The sequence below is a fragment of the Verminephrobacter aporrectodeae subsp. tuberculatae genome (assembly GCF_026127385.1).
Taxonomy (GTDB): Bacteria; Pseudomonadota; Gammaproteobacteria; order Burkholderiales; family Burkholderiaceae_C; genus Acidovorax; species Acidovorax aporrectodeae.
Genome location: NZ_QZCX01000003.1, coordinates 45,078 through 58,980 on the forward strand (window position 1 = coordinate 45,078; position 13,903 = coordinate 58,980).

Consider the following 13,903-nt stretch of genomic DNA (forward strand, 5'->3'; position numbering starts at 1 on the left):
AAGCTGTTACCGAGATTGGCTTTTTGTTTAGTTGACTGACCGAATGTTAATCATTTTAGCCATAGTCCGGCCCCATTTGTTCAGCTGCCCGGACCGTTACAGCAAGGCGTACCTCCGCCTCAGCGCTTATAGAGGCCGGTCAGGGTGGCCGTGGCGAGTGTGTTCTGGTAGATCATGAAGCGCAGCACCGCGTTGGGCGTGCTGCCCGGCAGCCCCAGCTTGGGTACGCTCAGCGCGTGCACGGTGAAGATGTAGCGGTGTGCCGGCGAGCCCTTGGGGGGGCAGGGGCCGCCGTAGCCCGTGGTGCCGTAGTCGTTGCTGGCCTGGGCGCCGATTGCTTCCAGATCGCCGGGGCCTGCGCCGGCGGCGATTCGGGTGACGGACGGATCGACGTCGAACAGGATCCAGTGCCAGAAGCCGCTGCCGGTGGGCGCGTCCGGATCGTAGAGCGTCAACGCAAAGCTCTTGCTGCCTTCTGGCGCGCCCTGCCATTGCAGCGCGGGCGAACGGTTCTGGCCGCTGCCGTCGAAGCCGTCGTACTCGTGCACCCGTTGCAGCGGATCCTGATCCTTGAATTCAGGCGATGTCAGTGTGAAGTGGCTCATGCAATCAATCGGGCTGCACATTCCATTCGCAAGATCCCTCTGCGGTGGGGTGACGAACAGGGATGACCGTGGTCGGACCCGTTTGCCATCGCACTCGATGGAATCTTCGCAAGCCTGGGTTGGTGAACCCATCCTTTCCATACATTGGTTGATCTGTCTGTCGTGCAACCTGCCCTGCACGGGCTGGCGCACGGCCCTTCTTGGTACGCGCTGTCATGGTAGCGCCCATGGCGCCGGGGGTGATCATATTGTGTGCAAGGAGGTCGTGCCGGCGCTGCCTGCGGCGCGCTTCTTCAGTTCACCGAAAGTGATCAACTCGCCAGCCAAAGCGCTGGCGGCCACGCTGGAGGGGCTGGCCAGCCAGACCTTCCCGGGGCCGGAGCGGCCCGGGAAGTTGCGGTTGATGGCGCTGACCGTCACCTGCCCGGTCGCGGTGGAGGCGCCCGGTCCGCAGTTGGCGCAGGCGCCACAGCCTGGCATGAGCATCTCCGCGCCCACGGCCTGGAACACCGGCAGCATGTTCTTTTCCGTGCAATAGCGCCGGACGTCCTGCGTGCCGAACTGCAGGAACAGCGACACCCTGTCCGGCACCCTCAGGCCGTGCGCCAGGCCCCAGGCGAATACTTCCAGGTACGTGTCGAAATCCGCGCGCTTGCCGGCGGTGCAGGAGCCCGCGTAGGCAATGTCCACCGGGACTCTGCGGCCGATCCGGCTGTACGGCACGCCATTGCCCGGGTCGCCCGGGGCGGCAAACAGGGGTTCGATGCGCGTGCAGTCAATGGAGATGCTGCGCTCGTACACCACGCCCTGGTCGCTGCGCATCCAGGGCTCGATGGTGACATCGACGCCGCGGCGCTCCCGGAGGAAGGCCACAGTGCGCGCGTCGGGCGCCACGATGCCGGTAAAGCCCCCCAACTCGGCGACCATATTCGTCAGGGTGGCACGCTCGTCCACCGACATGCGCTCGGTCACCGGGCCGGTGTACTCGAACACCATGCCGATGCCGCCGCCCTCGGCGATGCAGGGCGCGCGCAGCAGTTCCAGCACCACGTCCTTGGCGTGCACGCCGGGCTGCAATTCACCGTGCAGTTCCACCCGGAACACGCCCGGATAGTTGCAGCGCACCAGGCCCGTGACCCAGGCATTCGCCATGTCGGTGGCGCCCACGCCGAAGCACAGCGCGCCCAGCGCGCCGGAGTGCGGCCCGCACGGATGATGCGCTGGCTGAGATCGTCGTGGCCGTCGGTGAACTCGTGCAACGCGATGGCCTCGCCGGCCTGGATGCGCTCGATGAGGCCGGTGTCGGTGGAGGTCAGCAGGCCCACGTTGTGCGCGTTCTGGCGGTAGATGCGCTCGAAGCTCTCGGCGATCACCAGTCGGACGCCGGCGGCCAACTCGGCCATGGGGCTGTTCTCGCGCGAGGAGCCCTTGCCGTAGCGCTTGCCGCCGACCACCACGGCAAAGCCGGCGCGGCGGATCGCGCCCTTGCCGATCGGTGTCTCGTCGCGAATGCGCAGGCCCACGTAGGGATAGTCACCGAGCCGCTCGTCGCACACGGTCATCACGGTGGTGGGCGTGATCTCGTCGGTGGAGACGTTGTCGCGCAGTGTTCCCGCTTGGGCCGGCGTGAAGTCCACACCGGTGAGCTGCAATGCAATACGCTGCGGATCGTCGCAGAGGAAGAGGATCCTGCCGTTGAAAGGGATGCTGGAAGGGGTTGCCATGGGAGTGAGAATTCTTTACAGAATCATTGTGCGTATACATAACAGCACGCGACAATATGCTGGCACTCCAGCCATGTCAACGAATAAATCTTTCAGATGAGCAACACCCCGGACGCCAAGCCAACTTCCAGTGACTCGGTCTACCTGAGCTTGCGGCACAAGATCATGAACAACCAGATTCCGGGCGGCAGCCACCTGTTGGAGGATGTGGTTGCGCAGGAACTGGGGGTCAGTCGCACGCCGGTGCACGCGGCCCTTGCGCGCCTGGAGTCCGAGGGCCTGGTCCAGGCGGTGCGCCGACACGGTTATCGCATCACCCCCATCACGCTGGCCGACATCCACGAGATCTACCAGGTGCTGTCGCCGCTGGAAACGGTGGCGGCCGAGTTGTTGGCGCAGAAGAACCCCAACGACCAGGAGGTGCAGGCATTGCAGGAATGCGTGGATGGCATGGCCACTGCCCTCGAGCACGACGACCTGAACGCCTGGGCCGCAGCCGACGAACGCTTTCACGCCCGGCTGGTGGATCTGTGCGGCAACCAGCGCCTGGCGCGCATGGCCAAGCTGATGTTCGCCCAGTCGCACCGGGTGCGGCTGTTCACCCTGAGGCTACGCGACAAGCCGGTCGGTTCGGTGCAGCACCACGGCGACCTGGTGGACGCCATCCGGCAGAAGCGACCGCAGATCGCGCGCAAGATCCACGGCGCGCACCGCCAGGATTGGTCCAGAACCCTGGAGCAGCTTCTCAGCTCGCTGAATATCCACCAGATCTGATGCATCAGCTGATGCGCGCGCGCTCGTACAGCCAGGGCTGGCGAGCCCGCTGATCCTGCTCGAACTGGTCGATCCTGGCGGCCTGCTGCAAAGTCAGGCCAATGTCGTCCAGGCCATGGAGCAGGCAGTGCTTGCGCAACCCGGTCACCTCGAAGCGGAACTGGCGACCGTCCTCCAGCGTCACGGTCTGCTCGGGCAGGTCCACGCTGATCTGGCGGCCGGCGGTGGCCTCTTGCTGATCCAAGATTGGTCCAGGACATCTGATGCATCAGCTGATGCGCGCGCGCTCGTACAGCCAGGGCTGGCGAGCCCGCTGATCCTGCTCGAACTGGTCGATCCTGGCGGCCTGCTGCAAAGTCAGGCCAATGTCGTCCAGGCCATGGAGCAGGCAGTGCTTGCGCAACCCGGTCACCTCGAAGCGGAACTGGCGACCATCCTCCAGCGTCACGGTCTGCTCGGGCAGGTCCACGCTGATCTGGCGGCCGGCTGTTGCCTCTTGCATTGCGGCGGCCACTTCCTCGGGGCTGAGGATGACCGGCAGCAGGCTGTTCTTGAAGCAATTGTTGTAGAAGATGTCGGCGAACGAGGGCGCGATGATGCTGCGGATGCCGAAGTCGTACAGTGCCCACTATCAGATCTGATGCATCAGCTGATGCGCGCGCTCGTATAGCCAGGGCTGGCGAGCCCGCTGATCCTGCTCGAACTGGTCGATCCTGGCGGCCTGCTGCAAAGTCAGGCCAATGTCGTCCAGGCCATGGAGCAGGCAGTGCTTGCGCAACCCGGTCACCTCGAAGCGGAACTGGCGACCGTCCTCCAGCGTCACGGTCTGCTCGGGCAGGTCCACGCTGATCTGGCGGCCGGCGATGGCCTCTTGCATTGCGGCGGCCACCTCCTCGGGGCTGAGGATGACCGGCAGCAGGCTGTTCTTGAAGCAATTGTTGTAGAAGATGTCGGCGAACGAGGGCGCGATGATGCTGCGGATGCCGAAGTCGTACAGTGCCCACGGCGCGTGTTCGCGCGAGGAGCCGCAGCCGAAATTCTCCAGCGCCACGATGAGCCTGGACTTGCGCCACGGCTCCTGGTTGAGGACGAAGTCCGGGTTTTCCGACCCGTCGTTGCGCATGCGGTATTCGCGGAACAGGCCCCAGCCCAGTCCGGTCTTGGTCACCCACTTGAGCATGTACTTCGGGGTGATCATGTCCGTGTTGATGTTCGCGATCGGCATGGGCGCCGCGTAGCCTTGGACGCGGGTGAATTTTTCCATGGGCTTCACTTCCAGTCGCGGACGTCGACGAAATGGCCGGCGATGGCCGCAGCGCCCGCCATGGCAGGGCTCACCAGGTGGGTGCGGCCGCGCGGGCCCTGGCGGCCGACGAAGTTGCGGTTCGAGGTCGATGCGCAACGCTCCTGCGGTTGCAGCCGATCCGGGTTCATTGCGATGCACATCGAGCAACCCGGCTCGCGCCATTCGAAGCCGGCGTCGATCAGGGTCTGGGCGATGCCCTCCCGCTCAGCCTGGCGCTTGACCCACCCGGAGCCCGGAACCACCAGCGCCTGCACATGGCGGGCGACCTTGCGGCCGGCCACCACTTGGCTCACTGCACGCAGGTCTTCAATGCGGCTGTTGGTGCACGAGCCAATGAACACCTTGTCCAGCGCAATGTCCGAGATCTTCTGGCCCGCGCGCAGGCCCATGTATTCCAGCGCAGCGGCGGCGGCTTCGCGCGCGGCCTCGTCCTTGGCGGTCGCCGGGTCGGGCACCACGGCGGTCACGGGAACCACGTCCTGCGGGCTGGTGCCCCAGGTCACCATCGGCGCCACTTGGGATGCATCGATCCCGACCTCGGCGTCGTAGTGTGCGCCCGGATCGGACGGCAGCGATTTCCAGTAGGCCAGCGCTTGCTGCCAGTGCCCGGCCTGGGGCGCGCCCGGGCGGCCCTGGAGGTAGCGGAATGTGGTCTCGTCCGGCGCGATCAGGCCCGCGCGCGCACCGGCCTCGATGGCCATGTTGGACAGGGTCATGCGGCCTTCCATGGACAGCGCCTGAACCGCAGGGCCGGCAAACTCGATCACGCAGCCGGTGGCGCCGGCGGTACCGATCTGGCGAATGAGGGCGAGCACCAGGTCCTTGGCCGCCACACCCGGGCGCAGCGCACCCGTGCAGGTGATGCGCATGTTCCGGGAGCGCTTCTGGATCAGCGTCTGCGTGGCCAGCACGTGCTCCACCTCGGAGGTGCCGATGCCCACCGCGTAGGCACCGAAGGCGCCGTGGGTGGAGGTGTGGCTGTCGCCGCAGACGACGGTCATTCCCGGCTGGGTCAGCCCCTGCTCGGGGCCCACCACGTGCACGATGCCCTGGCGCGGGTCCTCGTAGCCGAAGTAGGTAATTCCGAACTCCCGGGTGTTCTGGCGCATCAGCGCAAGCTGCACCCTGGCTTCGGGGTCCTCGCAGTCGTCGGAGCGGCCAGGCGTGGTGGGAATGTCGTGGTCGGCAACGCCCAAGGTCGCGTCCGGTCGGCGCACGCGCCGGCCAGCGAGGCGCAACCCGTCGAATGGCTGCGGCGTCGTCACTTCATGGACGAGGTGCTGGTCGATGTACAGCAGCGTGCTGCCGTCGGAGAATGCGTGCACGCGGTGCGCATTCCAAATCTTGTCGTAGAGGGTCAGGGGCATGCTGAAGTGCGCGGTGGCTTGTATTCGTATATCTTAACGTATACGTAAACCGTGACGCAAGGCTGCGTAGCAGCGCTCCCTGGCTAAGATGCCTTGGCGCGGTACCGACATGCCCGCATTCTCACAAATAGTTCTTGAAATACCATTCTCGAACCACTACCATCACAGCGAGTTTCGACAAGGAGCAGCAATATGGGTCCACTCAACCGCATCACGCAACAGCCGGAAGTCATGGGGGGCAAGGCGTGCATTCGCGGAATGCGCGTCACGGTCGGCATGGTGGTCGGCCAAATCGGCGCAGGCCACAGCGTCGATGAAATCCTGACCGACTTTCCTTACCTGGAGCGCGACGACGTCATGCAGGCGCTTCGCTACGCTGCATGGCGTGCGGATGAACGCGAGGTCACGCTGGCCATTGCATGAAGCTGCTGGTCGATATGAACCTGTCGCCGCGCTGGGTCGATGTGTTGACCGATGCAGGGATCGAGGCGGCGCATTGGTCAACGCTCGGGGCCTACGACGCACCGGACTCGGAGATCATGGCCTATGCCAGCGCGACCCACTGCGTGGTGCTGACACACGATCTGGACTTTGGTGCGATCCTCGCTACCACCCATGGCGAGAAGCCCAGCGTGGTGCAGATTCGCGCCGAGGATGTCAGCCCGGATGTGATTCGCAAACAGGTCGTCATGGCATTGCGGCAAATGGCCTCCGAACTGGAAGATGGCGCGCTCCTGACGGTCGATCCGAAGCGCACGCGCTTGCGCTTGTTGCCGCTGCAACCGAGGGGGCAGAAGGGTGAAGCTGGGCCGCAAAAGCATGGAATCAAGGCGCGCTGAAGTGGCTGCGCGCGTTTGCGGCTGCGCGCTGCGTGCGATTCGATCATGCTGATCGGGTATGCGCGTGTTTCGACGCAGGATCAGAATCTTGATCTGCAAATCGAGGCTCTGAAGAAGGCCGGCTGCAAGAAGGTTTTCGACGACAAGATCAGTGATAGCCGGGCAGAGCAGCCTGGTCTGGCCAAGGCGCTGGAGATGCTGCGCAAGGGCGATACCCTCGTCGTGTGGAAGCTGGATCGTCTCGGCCGGAGCGTCAAAAATCTGCTGGATTTCGTCACCGGCTTGAGCATGCAGAAGGTCCAGTTCAAAAGCCTCAGCGACGCCATCGATACCGGCACGCCGTCCGGCCGGTTTTTCTTTCACGTCATGGCCAGTCTGGCCGAGATGGAGCGTGCGCTGACGGTCGAGCGAACGCGCGCCGGGCTGGAGGTCGCCCGCCGGCTCGGACGCACGGGCGGGCGCAAGCGACAGATGACCGACAGCAAGATCGAGTCAGCCAAGAAGCTGCTGGCCAACGGTGTGCCGCCTCGGGACGTGGCCAAGAATCTTGGCGTGTCCGTTCCTACGCTCTACCGCTGGATTCCGGCTTCCGCAGCGGCTTAGCTTGCTATCCGCGCCCGCGGGCGGCGTGCATCAACCCTGGGCGGCGAGTGCCTTGACCACGGCGTCGCCCATCTGCGCCGTGCCGACCCGGGTCGTGCCCTCGCTGTGGATATCGGGCGTGCGCAGGCCCTGGGTCAGCACCTGTTGCACGGCGGCTTCGATGCGCTGTGCAGCGGCTTCCTGGTTCAGGCTGAAGCGCAGCATCAGCGCGGTGCAGAGGATGGTTGCCAGCGGGTTGGCCAGGCCCTGGCCGGCGATGTCGGGGGCGCTGCCGTGGCTCGGTTCGTACAGACCCTGCTGGCTGCTGTTGAGCGAGGCCGAAGGCAGCATGCCGATGGAGCCGGTGAGCGTGGCGGCTTCGTCCGAGAGGATGTCGCCGAACATATTCCCCGTGACCAGCACGTCGAAGGACTTGGGCGCCTTGACGAGCTGCATCGCGGCGTTGTCCACGTACATGTGCTGCAACTCGACGTCGGGATATTCCCGGTGCACCCCGATGAGCGTGTCCCTCCAGAACTGGGAGGTTTCCAGCACGTTCGCCTTGTCCACGCTGGTGAGCTTTTTGCTGCGCTTGCGCGCGGCCTGGAAGGCCACGTGGGCGATGCGCTCGATTTCGGGCCGGGAGTAGCGCATGGTGTCAAACGCTTCCTCGGCGCCGGGGAACTGCCCGTCGATTGCGGTTCGGCGGCCGCGCGGCTGGCCAAAGTAGATGTCGCCGGTGAGTTCGCGGACGATGAGGATGTCCAGGCCCGCGACGAGTTCGGGCCGGAGGCTGGACGCGCCCACCAACTGCGCGTGGCAGACGGCGGGGCGCAGGTTGGCGAACAGGCCCAGGTTCTTGCGCAGCCCCAGGATCGCCTGCTCGGGACGCAGCGACCGCTCGAGCTGGTCGTACTTCCAGTCGCCCACGGCGCCAAACAGGATGGCGTCGGACTGCCTGGCGAGTGCGAGCGTGGGCTCGGGCAGGGGGTGGGCATGCGCATCGTAGGCGGCGCCGCCCACCAGGGCCGATTCCAGTTCGAACTTCAGTTCCAGCACTTCCAGAACCTTGACGGCCTCGGCGACGATCTCGGGACCGATTCCGTCGCCCGGCAGGACTGCGATTTTCATGGCTTGTTCCGTTCTCGATGGCTATGCATGCATATGGGGGCAGGGGGCAGCAGGAGGAGGATCAGGGCGGCATGCTGCGTGCGAGCCAGGGCATGGTGGCCAGGCGCTGGTCCTCAAAGGCCTTGATCTTCCCGGATTGGCGCAGGGTCAGGCCGATGTCGTCCAGGCCGTTGAGCAGGCAGTACCTGCGGAAGGCCTGTACTTCGAACGGGATCTCGGCGCCCTGCGCGGTCACGATGCATTCGCGCTCGAGGTCGATCACGAGTTGGTAGCCGGGGAAGGCCAGCACGTCGTCGAACATCCGGGCCACGGTGTGGTCGGGCAGGGCGATGGGCAGCAGGCCGTTCTTGAAGCAGTTGTTGAAGAAGATGTCGGCAAAGCTGGGCGCGATGAGCGCGCGAAAGCCGAACTGCGCGAGCGCCCAGGGCGCGTGCTCGCGGCTGGACCCGCAGCCGAAGTTCTTGCGCGCCAGCAGGATCGATGCGCCCTGGTAGCGTGGCTGGTTCAGCACGAAGTCCGGGTTCGGCCTGCGGCGCGCCGGGTCCTGCCCGGGCTCGCCCGGGTCCAGGTAGCGCCACGCGTCGAACAGGTTCACGCCGAAGCCGGTCTTCTTGATCGACTTGAGGAACTGCTTGGGGATGATGGCGTCGGTATCGACGTTCTCGCGGTCCATGGGGGCCACGAGGCCCTTGTGCAAGGTGAATTTCTGCATGGCGTTGTCCTGGTTTGGCGACTGGCCTGGCGGGCTCAGGCAAATGGGCGGATGTCCACGAAATGGCCGTGCACCGCAGCCGCGGCGGCCATCGCGGGGCTCACGAGATGGGTGCGGCCGCCGGCGCCCTGGCGGCCTTCAAAATTGCGGTTGCTCGTGGACGCGCAGCGCTCGCCGGGCTCCAGGCGGTCGGCGTTCATGGCCAGGCACATGGAGCAGCCGGGTTCGCGCCATTCAAAGCCCGCGGCCTGGAAGATGGTGTGCAGGCCCTCGCGTTCGGCCTGTTCCTTGACCAGACCCGAGCCGGGGACCACCATGGCCAGCTTCACGTTGCCGGCCACCTTGCGGCCGAGCTTCCTGAGCACGGCCGCGGCCTCGCGCATGTCTTCGATGCGGCTGTTGGTGCACGAGCCGATGAACACCTTGTCGAGGGTGATGTCGTGGATCGCCTTTCCGGGTTGCAGCCCCATGTAGCTCAGCGCGCGTTCGATGGCGCCGCGCTTGTTCACGTCCTTCTCCTTGTCCGGATCGGGGATGCGGGCGTCGATTCCGAGCACCATCTCGGGCGAGGTGCCCCAGGTCACCTGCGGCGCGATCCGGGCCGCGTCGATCCGGACGGTGGCGTCGAACCGGGCGCCGGCATCCGAGTGCAATGTGTTCCAGTACGCCACGGCCTGCTCCCATTCCAGGCCCGTTGGCGCAAGCGGGCGGCCCCGGACGTAGTCAATGGTCCTCGCGTCCACCGCCACCAGCCCGGCGCGCGCACCGGCCTCGATGGCCATGTTGCAGACGGTCATGCGGCCCTCCATGCTCAGCGCGCGGATCGCCGCGCCCGCGAACTCGATGGTGTAGCCCGTGCCGCCCGCGGTGCCTATCTGGCCGATGATGGCCAGCACCAGGTCCTTGGCCGTGATGCCCTTGGCCAACTGGCCATCGAGCAGCAGCAGCATGTTTTTCGCCTTGCGGGCGAGCAGCGTTTGCGTGGCCAGCACGTGCTCGACCTCGGAGGTGCCGATGCCGTGCGCCAACGCGCCAAACGCGCCGTGGGTGGAGGTGTGGCTGTCGCCGCAGACGACGGTCATTCCGGGCAGGGTGGCGCCGTTTTCCGGGCCGATCACATGCACGATTCCCTGGCGCTGGTGCATGAACGGAAAGAACGCGGCGGGCGCGATCTGCGCCATGTTGTCGTTCAGCGTGGTGATCTGCTCGCGGCTGATCGGGTCGGTGATTCCGTCGTAGCCGCGCTCCCAGCCCGTGGTGGGCGTGTTGTGGTCGGCCGTGGCGACGATGGAACTCGTGCGCCAGACCCTGCGGCCCGCCGCGCGCAGGCCCTCGAACGCCTGGGGGCTCGTGACCTCGTGCACCAGATGGCGGTCGATGTAGAGGATGGAGGTGCCGTCCTCTTCGGTATGGACGACATGCTCGTCCCAGATTTTGTCGTACAGCGTGCGGTCCATGGCGGGGGCTTTCTGCTCTCCAAGCGGGGGATTGGATTCTAGTGGTGCGTCAAGCCGCAAGCAGCCGGGGGAGGGCAGGGCGCCCCGGACGGCGCACAACCGCCCGGGCCGTGGCCGCAGGCGGTCGGGCAGAGGGAGCGCGGCTGTCAGCTGAAGAAGTTCTTGAGCCGGTCGGTCCAGCTCTCGCCGCTGGGCGAATGGCGCGCGCCGCCCTTCTTCAGCGAATCCTCGAGTTCGTGCAGCAGCTTGCGCTGGTGCTCGGTGAGCTTGACCGGCGTCTCCACGGCGATATGGCAGTACAGGTCGCCGGGGTAGCTGGCGCGCACCCCCTTGATTCCCTTGCCGCGCAGGCGGAACTGCTTGCCCGCCTGGGTGCCTTCGGGAATGTCGATGGCCGCCTTGCCCGCGAGCGTGGGGACCTCGATCTCGCCACCGAGTGCGGCCGTGATGAAGCTCACGGGCACCTGGCAATGCAGGTCGTCGCCGTTGCGCTCGAAGATGTCGTGCTTCTTCAGGCGGATTTCGATGTACAGGTCGCCCGGGGGGCCGCCATTCGTTCCGGGCTCGCCGTTGCCGGTGCTGCGGATGCGCATGCCGCTGTCGATGCCGGGGGGAATCCGCACTTCCAGCGTCTTTTGCTTCTTGATCCTGCCCTGGCCATGGCATGCCGGGCAGGGTTCGGGAATGATCTTGCCCGTGCCCCGGCAGTGCGGGCAGGTCTGCTGCACGCTGAAGACACCCTGGCGCATCTGCACCGTGCCGCTGCCCCGGCAGGTCGCGCAGACCTTGGGGCTGGTTCCGGGCTTGGCACCGCTGCCGTGGCAGGTGTCGCAGCCTTCCCAGGAAGGGATGCGGATCTGCGCATCCTTGCCGCGCGCGGCGTCTTCGAGGCTGATTTCCATCGCGTAGCTCAGGTCGCTGCCCCGGTACACCTGGCGCCCGCCGGCTCCGCGCCCGCGCTGCTGGCCGAACATCTCGCCAAAAATATCGCCGAACGCCTCGGCAAAACCGCCAAACCCCTCGGCGCCCGCGGTGCCGGGGCCACGCATGTTCGGATCGACCCCGGCGTGGCCGTACTGGTCGTAGGCAGCGCGCTTTTGCGGGTCGGAGAGCATCTCGTAGGCCTCCTTGGCCTCCTTGAATTTCTCCTCCGCGGGCCTGGCCGTATCCCCCTGGTTGCGGTCGGGGTGGTACTTCATCGCCAGCTTGCGATAGGCCTTTTTGATTTCTTCGTCCGAGGCGTTCTTGGGTACACCGAGGATTTCGTAAAAGTCTCTTTTGGACATGGTCATTCTGAGCCCGATTGGAACAGGAACGCCGCGCAAGCCCCGTCAAAGGGGCCCGCGCGGCGGTTGGAGCAATGGGGCCTGTTTTCAGCCCTTCTTGACTTCCTTGATTTCGGCGTCGACGACGTTGTCGTCGTCCGCCGACTTGCCGGACGCTGCGGCCCCTGCTGCGGCCGCAGCACCGGTGGCCGCAGCGGCCTGGTCCGCCTGCGATTGGGCGTACATCTTCTCGCCCAGCTTCTGGCTCGCGGCCATCAGCGCCATGGTCTTGTCGTCGATCGCGGCCTTGTCCTCGCCCTTGAGGGCTTCTTCCAGGGCCTTGAGCGCGGCGCTGATCGCGTCCTTTTCGCCCGCCTCGAGCTTGTCGCCATGCTCGGCCAGGCTCTTGCCCACGCTGTGCGCCGTGGTCTCGCCCTGGTTGCGCGCCTGCACCAGTTCCAGCTTCTTCTTGTCGTCGGCGGCGTTGAGCTCGGCGTCCTTGACCATCTGCTGGATTTCTTCCTCCGACAGGCCCGAGTTGGCCTTGATGGTGATCTTGTTCTCCTTGCCCGTCCCCTTGTCCTTGGCGCCCACGTGCAGGATGCCGTTGGCGTCGATGTCGAACGAGACCTCGATCTGCGGCGTGCCGCGCACCGCCGGCGGGATTCCCTCAAGGTTGAACTCGCCCAAGAGCTTGTTGCCCGAGGCCAGTTCGCGCTCGCCCTGGAAGACCTTGATGGTCACCGCGGGCTGGTTGTCCTCGGCGGTCGAGAAGGTCTGCGCGAACTTCGTCGGGATGGTCGTGTTCTTGGTGATCATCTTCGTCATCACGCCGCCCAGGGTCTCGATGCCCAGCGACAGCGGCGTCACGTCGAGCAGCAGCACGTCCTTGCGGTCGCCCGAGAGCACCTGGCCCTGGATGGCGGCGCCCACGGCCACGGCCTCGTCGGGGTTCACGTCCTTGCGCGGATCCTTGCCGAAGAACTCCTTGACCTTTTCCTGCACCTTGGGCATGCGGGTCATTCCGCCGACCAGGATCACGTCATGGATGTCGGCCACGGCCACGCCCGCGTCCTTGATGGCCACGCGGCAAGGATCGATGGTGCGCTCGATCAGTTCGTCGACCAGCGACTCGAGCTTGGCCCGCGTGAGCTTGATGTTCAGGTGCTTGGGGCCCGACGCGTCGGCCGTGATGTAGGGCAGGTTGATGTCGGTCGCGGCCGAGTTCGACAGCTCGATCTTGGCTTTTTCCGCAGCTTCCTTGAGGCGCTGCAACGCCAGGACATCCTTGGACAGGTCCACGCCCTGATCCTTTTTGAACTCGCCGATGATGTAGTCGATGATGCGCTGGTCGAAGTCTTCACCGCCGAGGAAGGTGTCGCCGTTGGTCGAGAGCACTTCGAACTGCTTTTCGCCGTCCACGTCGGCAATTTCGATGATCGACACGTCGAAGGTACCGCCGCCCAAGTCGTACACGGCGATCTTGCGGTCGCCCCGGTCCTGCTTGTCCAGGCCGAAGGCCAGGGCCGCGGCGGTGGGCTCGTTGATGATGCGCTTGACGTCCAGGCCGGCGATACGGCCCGCGTCCTTGGTGGCCTGGCGCTGGGCGTCATTGAAGTAGGCGGGGACGGTGATCACGGCCTCGGTCACGGGCTCGCCCAGGTAGTCTTCTGCGGTCTTCTTCATCTTGCGCAGGATGTCGGCGGACACCTGCTGCGCAGACACGCGCTTGCCGCGCACCTCGATCCAGGCGTCGCCATTGTCTGCGGCGACGATCTTGTAGGGCATCAGGTCGATGTCCTTTTGCACTTCCTTTTCGCTGAACTTGCGCCCGATCAGGCGCTTGACGGCGTACAGCGTGTTCTTCGGGTTGGTCACCGCCTGGCGCTTGGCCGAGGCGCCGACGAGGATGTCGCCGTCCTCCTGGTAGGCGACGATCGAGGGCGTGGTGCGGGCACCTTCGCTGTTTTCGATGACGCGCGTGGTGTTGCCTTCCATGATGGACACACAGCTGTTGGTGGTGCCCAGGTCGATGCCAATGATTTTTCCCATGATTTTTCTCCGGATGCTCGAATGGTGGATTGGATGCTTGCTAACTTGTGGATAACCCGAGGGGGTTCAAGTCAGCCGGGCCGATTTTT

The 13,903-nt window shown here is 65.4% G+C and carries 14 protein-coding genes and 1 pseudogene; 4 read left to right on the forward strand and 11 right to left on the reverse strand.

The window, feature by feature from the left end; all coding sequences use genetic code 11:
* Nucleotides 1-119: 119 nt before the first annotated feature.
* Both D5041_RS15165 and D5041_RS15170 read right to left on the reverse strand, forming a co-directional pair.
* Nucleotides 120-605 (reverse strand): YbhB/YbcL family Raf kinase inhibitor-like protein, encoded by a 486-nt coding sequence (locus D5041_RS15165; RefSeq protein WP_265259543.1) that lies wholly within the window; start codon nucleotides 603-605, stop codon nucleotides 120-122.
* 243 nt (nucleotides 606-848) lie between these two features.
* A pseudogene (locus D5041_RS15170) lies at nucleotides 849-2,329 on the reverse strand (aconitase family protein).
* Between the two features lie 96 nt (nucleotides 2,330-2,425).
* On the opposite strand from D5041_RS15170, the gene D5041_RS15175 reads away from it, so the two are divergent.
* A complete protein-coding gene (locus D5041_RS15175; RefSeq protein ID WP_265285122.1) occupies nucleotides 2,426-3,103 on the forward strand; it encodes a GntR family transcriptional regulator in 678 nt (225 codons plus the stop codon).
* Between the two features lie 4 nt (nucleotides 3,104-3,107).
* Here the strand turns inward: D5041_RS15175 and D5041_RS15180 are convergent, their stop codons facing one another.
* Genes D5041_RS15180 through leuC (D5041_RS15200) form a run of 4 tightly spaced genes read right to left on the reverse strand, consistent with a single transcriptional unit; the run spans nucleotide 3,108 to nucleotide 5,776 of the window.
* Complete coding sequence (locus D5041_RS15180) at nucleotides 3,108-3,347, reverse strand: 3-isopropylmalate dehydratase small subunit (RefSeq protein WP_265285123.1); 240 nt, start codon at nucleotides 3,345-3,347, stop codon at nucleotides 3,108-3,110.
* A 24-nt stretch (nucleotides 3,348-3,371) separates the two neighbouring features.
* The gene (locus D5041_RS15185; RefSeq protein ID WP_321162191.1) at nucleotides 3,372-3,725 is read right to left on the reverse strand and encodes a 3-isopropylmalate dehydratase small subunit; all 354 of its coding nucleotides are present in this window, start codon (nucleotides 3,723-3,725) and stop codon (nucleotides 3,372-3,374) included.
* Between the two features lie 9 nt (nucleotides 3,726-3,734).
* On the reverse strand, nucleotides 3,735-4,367 hold the full coding sequence (gene leuD / locus D5041_RS15195; RefSeq protein ID WP_265285125.1) for a 3-isopropylmalate dehydratase small subunit: 633 nt from the start codon (nucleotides 4,365-4,367) through the stop codon (nucleotides 3,735-3,737).
* A gap of 5 nt (nucleotides 4,368-4,372) precedes the next feature.
* Nucleotides 4,373-5,776 (reverse strand): 3-isopropylmalate dehydratase large subunit, encoded by a 1,404-nt coding sequence (gene leuC, locus D5041_RS15200; RefSeq protein ID WP_265285126.1) that lies wholly within the window; start codon nucleotides 5,774-5,776, stop codon nucleotides 4,373-4,375.
* Between the two features lie 192 nt (nucleotides 5,777-5,968).
* Here leuC (D5041_RS15200) and D5041_RS15205 point away from each other — a divergent pair, with 192 nt between their 5' ends.
* Genes D5041_RS15205 through D5041_RS15215 form a run of 3 tightly spaced genes read left to right on the forward strand, consistent with a single transcriptional unit; the run spans nucleotide 5,969 to nucleotide 7,218 of the window.
* Nucleotides 5,969-6,199 (forward strand): DUF433 domain-containing protein, encoded by a 231-nt coding sequence (locus tag D5041_RS15205; protein ID WP_265285127.1) that lies wholly within the window; start codon nucleotides 5,969-5,971, stop codon nucleotides 6,197-6,199.
* Entirely contained in the window at nucleotides 6,196-6,615 is a 420-nt protein-coding gene (locus tag D5041_RS15210; RefSeq protein ID WP_265285128.1) for a DUF5615 family PIN-like protein, read from the forward strand. The genes D5041_RS15205 and D5041_RS15210 overlap by 4 nt, the downstream gene beginning before the upstream one ends.
* A 45-nt stretch (nucleotides 6,616-6,660) precedes the next feature.
* Nucleotides 6,661-7,218: a recombinase family protein gene (locus tag D5041_RS15215; RefSeq protein WP_265285129.1), complete on the forward strand. Its 558-nt coding sequence runs from the start codon at nucleotides 6,661-6,663 to the stop codon at nucleotides 7,216-7,218.
* 30 nt (nucleotides 7,219-7,248) lie between these two features.
* Here D5041_RS15215 and leuB read toward each other — a convergent pair whose 3' ends face one another.
* From leuB to dnaK, 5 genes are all read right to left on the reverse strand, one after another.
* On the reverse strand, nucleotides 7,249-8,328 hold the full coding sequence (gene leuB, locus D5041_RS15220) for a 3-isopropylmalate dehydrogenase (RefSeq protein WP_265285130.1): 1,080 nt from the start codon (nucleotides 8,326-8,328) through the stop codon (nucleotides 7,249-7,251).
* Between the two features lie 61 nt (nucleotides 8,329-8,389).
* Nucleotides 8,390-9,040: a 3-isopropylmalate dehydratase small subunit gene (gene leuD, locus D5041_RS15225; RefSeq protein ID WP_265285131.1), complete on the reverse strand. Its 651-nt coding sequence runs from the start codon at nucleotides 9,038-9,040 to the stop codon at nucleotides 8,390-8,392.
* A gap of 35 nt (nucleotides 9,041-9,075) precedes the next feature.
* Entirely contained in the window at nucleotides 9,076-10,497 is a 1,422-nt protein-coding gene (leuC, locus tag D5041_RS15230; RefSeq protein WP_010099908.1) for a 3-isopropylmalate dehydratase large subunit, read from the reverse strand.
* Between the two features lie 146 nt (nucleotides 10,498-10,643).
* Nucleotides 10,644-11,783: a molecular chaperone DnaJ gene (gene dnaJ, locus D5041_RS15235; protein ID WP_265285132.1), complete on the reverse strand. Its 1,140-nt coding sequence runs from the start codon at nucleotides 11,781-11,783 to the stop codon at nucleotides 10,644-10,646.
* Nucleotides 11,784-11,870: 87 nt separating this feature from the next.
* Nucleotides 11,871-13,814: a molecular chaperone DnaK gene (gene dnaK, locus D5041_RS15240; RefSeq protein ID WP_010099912.1), complete on the reverse strand. Its 1,944-nt coding sequence runs from the start codon at nucleotides 13,812-13,814 to the stop codon at nucleotides 11,871-11,873.
* Between the last annotated feature and the right edge of the window lie 89 nt (nucleotides 13,815-13,903).

Coding starts and splice junctions, on each gene's coding strand:
- D5041_RS15165 (WP_265259543.1), bottom strand. CDS start 605: ATGAGCCACTTCACACTGACATCGCCTGAATTCAAGGATCAGGATCCG.
- D5041_RS15175 (WP_265285122.1), top strand. CDS start 2,426: ATGAGCAACACCCCGGACGCCAAGCCAACTTCCAGTGACTCGGTCTAC.
- leuD (WP_265285125.1), bottom strand. CDS start 4,367: ATGGAAAAATTCACCCGCGTCCAAGGCTACGCGGCGCCCATGCCGATC.
- leuC (WP_265285126.1), bottom strand. CDS start 5,776: ATGCCCCTGACCCTCTACGACAAGATTTGGAATGCGCACCGCGTGCAC.
- D5041_RS15205 (WP_265285127.1), top strand. CDS start 5,969: ATGGGTCCACTCAACCGCATCACGCAACAGCCGGAAGTCATGGGGGGC.
- D5041_RS15210 (WP_265285128.1), top strand. CDS start 6,196: ATGAAGCTGCTGGTCGATATGAACCTGTCGCCGCGCTGGGTCGATGTG.
- D5041_RS15215 (WP_265285129.1), top strand. CDS start 6,661: ATGCTGATCGGGTATGCGCGTGTTTCGACGCAGGATCAGAATCTTGAT.
- leuB (WP_265285130.1), bottom strand. CDS start 8,328: ATGAAAATCGCAGTCCTGCCGGGCGACGGAATCGGTCCCGAGATCGTC.
- leuD (WP_265285131.1), bottom strand. CDS start 9,040: ATGCAGAAATTCACCTTGCACAAGGGCCTCGTGGCCCCCATGGACCGC.
- leuC (WP_010099908.1), bottom strand. CDS start 10,497: ATGGACCGCACGCTGTACGACAAAATCTGGGACGAGCATGTCGTCCAT.
- dnaJ (WP_265285132.1), bottom strand. CDS start 11,783: ATGTCCAAAAGAGACTTTTACGAAATCCTCGGTGTACCCAAGAACGCC.
- dnaK (WP_010099912.1), bottom strand. CDS start 13,814: ATGGGAAAAATCATTGGCATCGACCTGGGCACCACCAACAGCTGTGTG.